Below are 3,880 nucleotides of genomic sequence, written 5' to 3'. Positions count from 1 at the left end.
CGAGCAGAAATTAAAGATTGCATTTTTTTGTTGTGCTGTAGTATAATTATAATATAGTTAAAGTGAATATAAAGGGGAGCTTGCTTTAAGCAGGCTGAGAGTAAGCTGTTTGCTTAGACCCTTAGAACCTGATTTGGGTAATGCCAACGTAGGGATATAATAAGAAGAGGTTACTGCATATATACCTTCGTTGGTATGTATGCAGTTTTTTTATTTGATTTTAAAAATCACATTTTTTTTATAAAGGAGAGAGATGATCATGATAAAAGAATGTATTGAGAATGTCCGTAAAAAAAGCCACTTATTCACAATATTACAAACTATGTAACCGTGAATGATGTTGCAAATGTACTCCTTGCCTGCGGAGCGAGTCCTATTATGTCAGATGATTTGGAAGAAGTGGAAGAAATAACATCTATTTGTGGAGGTCTGAATATTAACATCGGAACACTAAATGAAAATACAATTCTTTCCATGTTTCGTGCCGGGAAAAAAGCAAACGAACTGGGGCATACGGTTCTGCTTGATCCGGTAGGATCTGGCGCAAGCAAGCTCCGAACAGATACAGCAGTTAGCTTAATGAAAGAAATTAAGTTTAATGCAATCCGCGGGAATATTTCTGAAATTAAGACGTTAGCCCTCGGAAATGGGAGTACAAAGGGTGTTGACGCTGATGTTGCAGATGCTATAACAGAAGATATTCTTGATAATGCAATAACTTTTGTGAAAGCATATGCAAAAAAGACAGGATGCATTATAGCAGTTACTGGAGCAATTGATATTATTAGTGATGGAGATAAGTGCTATGTCATCAGAAATGGCAGAGCTGAAATGTCAAGAATCACAGGCACCGGTTGCCAGCTTTCTGCAATTATGACAGCTTTTCTTGTTGCCAATCCGGAGAATGAGCTTGAGGCAGCGGCTGCTGCTGTGTGTGCTATGGGGCTTGCAGGAGAAATTGCATGGAATAATATGAAGCCTTGCGATGGAAATTCCACATATCGAAACAGAATTATTGATGCAATTTATAATATGGATGGTAAAACACTGGAAGAAGGAGCGAAATATGAAATTAGATAAGAATAATTTACTTTTATATGCTGTAACTGACAGGTCATGGCTTAACGGTGAAACACTTAAAAGTGCAGTGGAAAAGGCACTGAAAGGTGGTGCAACCTTTATACAGCTTAGAGAAAAAGAACTGGAAGAAGGGAAATTTTTCGAGGAAGCAAAAGAGATCAAAAAATTGTGTAAAAAATATTATGTTCCATTTGTTATAAATGATAATGTTGATATAGCCATAGCGGTGGATGCTGATGGTGTCCATGTAGGTCAGAAAGATATGGAAGCTGGAAACGTACGTGAATTGATAGGCAGGGATAAAATTCTTGGAGTTTCGGTTCAGACGGTGAGACAAGCTATACTGGCAGAGAAAGCTGGAGCTGATTATTTAGGAGTTGGAGCAGTTTTTAATACTAGCTCTAAGGCAGATGCGGATTACGTTAGCTATGAAACTTTAAAAGCAATCTGTGAAGCTGTAAGTATACCTGTTGTGGCAATTGGAGGCATCAACAAGGATAATATAATGGAATTGTCTGGTTCCGGAATATGCGGAATAGCTGTGATCAGTGCAATTTTTGCGCAGCCAGACATAGTGAATGCTACAGTACAGTTAAAAGAGTTAGTAAAAAAGATGGTGAAGGCATGATTAAAGGGGCAATCTTTGATCTGGACGGGACTATTCTGGATTCAATGTCGGTCTGGGATAATGCAGCGGAAATGTTTTTGAACAGTATGGGAATTGAGGCAGAAACCGGGCTTGGCAAAATCATGTTTTCCATGAGCATGCCAGAAGGAGCTGAATTTTTAAAGGACAGGTACGGTCTGGATATGGATAAGGAAGAAATAATAACGGGAATTAACCATACAATTGAAGATTTCTATTATTATCAGGTTCGGCTAAAGGATGGTGCGGAGCAGTTCTTAAAAGATATGAAACAGGCCGGGATAAGAATGACGGCTGCTACATCCAGTGACAGGCATGTTGTGGAAGAAGCTTTGAAAAGGCTTAATGTCATAAGTTATTTTGACAGGATATTTACCTGTACTGAAGTAGGTGCCGGTAAAGTAAAGCCAGATATCTATCTGGCTGCGGCCGGGTATATGGGAACACTTCCAAAGGATACATGGGTTTTTGAAGATGCTCTATACGCAATTAGGACTGCAAAAAATGCTGGATTCAGAACAGTAGGGGTATATGATTCTTCCGGTATTGAAAATATAGAAGAGATTAAGGAGACTTGTGACATATTTTTAAATAAGTTGAACGATTTTCATGGCCTACTAGAAAAAATAAACGAAAGATATAAAGACGAAGGAAAATAAATTGTAAGAATTGCATTTATGATGCAAAGGAGACAAAAATCATGGAAGAAAATCATACATCAATATTTGAAAATGGCTTAATCTGGTTTGGTGCGGCTGTATCCATTGCTGAGATTCTTACGGGTACATATTTTGCTCCGCTTGGATTCCAAAAAGGACTGGCAGCTATTATCGTCGGCCATATCATCGGCTGTATGATGTTCTTCTTAGCAGGTCTGATAGGTGGCATGGTTAGAAAAAGTGCAATGGAGACTGTAAAAATGAGTTTCGGCGAAAAAGGCAGCATCTTGTTTTCTTCATGCAACATCCTGCAGTTGGTATGCTGGACAGCCATTATGATCTATGACGGTGCATTAGCTGCTGATGGAATATTTTCCACAGGACGGTGGGTTTGGTGCCTGGTCATTGGAATTCTCATCATCGTATGGATTCTGATAGGTATTACAAATCTTGGCAAGGTAAACACTGTAGCTATGGCTGCGCTTTTTATTATGACATTGATTCTTTGTGGCAAGATCTTTACAGGTTCAAGTCCGCTCAGTACATTCAATGATAGCATGACCTTCGGTGCAGCAGTAGAACTTTCTGTAGCTATGCCACTCAGTTGGCTCCCGCTCATCAGCGACTATACGCGCGTGGCAGAAAAGCCTGTTGCAGCTACAGCCGCAAGTTCTGCTGTTTACTGCATTGTCAGTTGCTGGATGTATATCATCGGCATGGGCGCAGCTATCTACGCTGGAGAATATGATATTGCACAGATCATACTAAAAGCAGGTGGTATTATGGGACTGCTCATTATAGTTTTTTCCACAGTTACAACCACCTTCTTGGACGCTTGGTCAGCAGGTATTTCTTGCGAAGCTATATCAGCAAAGCTGAATGGTAAATGGATTGCTGTTGGTGCGACTGTTGTTGGCATAATTGCTGCGATCATTTATCCAATGGACAATATTACAGGTTTCCTTTACCTTATTGGTTCAATTTTTGCGCCAATGATTGCAGTGCAAATTTCAGATTTCTTCATTCTAAAGCGGGATAATAGCACAAAGGCATTTGATATTGTTAATTTGGTCATTTGGTTTATTGGATTTATTCTGTATCGGATTTTAATGAATGTGGACTTTATCTTCGGCAATACACTACCGGATATGATTATCACGATTATCATTTGTGTTGCAGTACACAAGATAATAAAGGATTAATATTTATAAACATAAAAAGGAAGGGAGAAAAATATGAAAACAGCATTAACAATAGCAGGAACCGATTCAAGCGGAGGTGCCGGTATCCAGGCAGATATTAAGACAATGACCGCCCTTGGTGTATATGCCATGAGTGCGATTACAGCCTTGACAGCACAGAATACGACCGGTGTTAGGGGTATTATGGAAGTCACTCCGGAATTTTTAGGCGAACAGTTAGACAGTATTTTTACTGATATCTATCCGGATGCAGTTAAAATTGGTATGGTTTCATCGGCAAAATTAATTGAAAT

The 3,880-nt window shown here is 39.2% G+C and carries 4 protein-coding genes, 1 pseudogene and 1 riboswitch; all 5 genes and pseudogenes read left to right on the top strand.

What is annotated here, in order from left to right; genetic code table 11:
• Positions 1 to 62: 62 nt before the first annotated feature.
• Positions 63 to 171, top strand: a riboswitch (TPP riboswitch).
• Between the two features lie 88 nt (positions 172 to 259).
• A pseudogene (gene thiM, locus N3C_RS14515) lies at positions 260 to 1,080 on the top strand (hydroxyethylthiazole kinase).
• Positions 1,067 to 1,708 carry a thiamine phosphate synthase gene (thiE, locus tag N3C_RS14510; protein ID WP_074366707.1) on the top strand — a complete coding sequence of 214 codons (642 nt, stop codon included), beginning with the start codon at positions 1,067 to 1,069 and terminating at the stop codon, positions 1,706 to 1,708. Before thiM ends, thiE begins: the two are co-directional and overlap by 14 nt.
• Positions 1,705 to 2,385 carry an HAD family hydrolase gene (locus N3C_RS14505; protein ID WP_074366706.1) on the top strand — a complete coding sequence of 227 codons (681 nt, stop codon included), beginning with the start codon at positions 1,705 to 1,707 and terminating at the stop codon, positions 2,383 to 2,385. The genes thiE and N3C_RS14505 overlap by 4 nt, the downstream gene beginning before the upstream one ends.
• A 41-nt stretch (positions 2,386 to 2,426) precedes the next feature.
• On the top strand, positions 2,427 to 3,587 hold the full coding sequence (gene cytX / locus N3C_RS14500; protein ID WP_074366705.1) for a putative hydroxymethylpyrimidine transporter CytX: 1,161 nt from the start codon (positions 2,427 to 2,429) through the stop codon (positions 3,585 to 3,587).
• A 33-nt stretch (positions 3,588 to 3,620) separates the two neighbouring features.
• The coding region (gene thiD / locus N3C_RS14495; protein ID WP_178377848.1) for a bifunctional hydroxymethylpyrimidine kinase/phosphomethylpyrimidine kinase at positions 3,621 to 3,880 on the top strand (260 nt) is incomplete at its 3' end.

Source organism: Clostridium sp. N3C (assembly GCF_900095445.1).
Taxonomy (GTDB): Bacteria; Bacillota; Clostridia; order Clostridiales; family Clostridiaceae; genus Clostridium_AU.
The sequence above is the reverse complement of the archived record's forward strand: the minus strand, read 5'-3'. Positions and strand labels throughout refer to the sequence as shown.

Bases quoted from the DNA above. Each gene is read 5' to 3' on its own strand.
- cytX (WP_074366705.1), top strand. From the start codon at position 2,427: ATGGAAGAAAATCATACATCAATATTTGAAAATGGCTTAATCTGGTTT.
- thiE (WP_074366707.1), top strand. From the start codon at position 1,067: ATGAAATTAGATAAGAATAATTTACTTTTATATGCTGTAACTGACAGG.
- N3C_RS14505 (WP_074366706.1), top strand. From the start codon at position 1,705: ATGATTAAAGGGGCAATCTTTGATCTGGACGGGACTATTCTGGATTCA.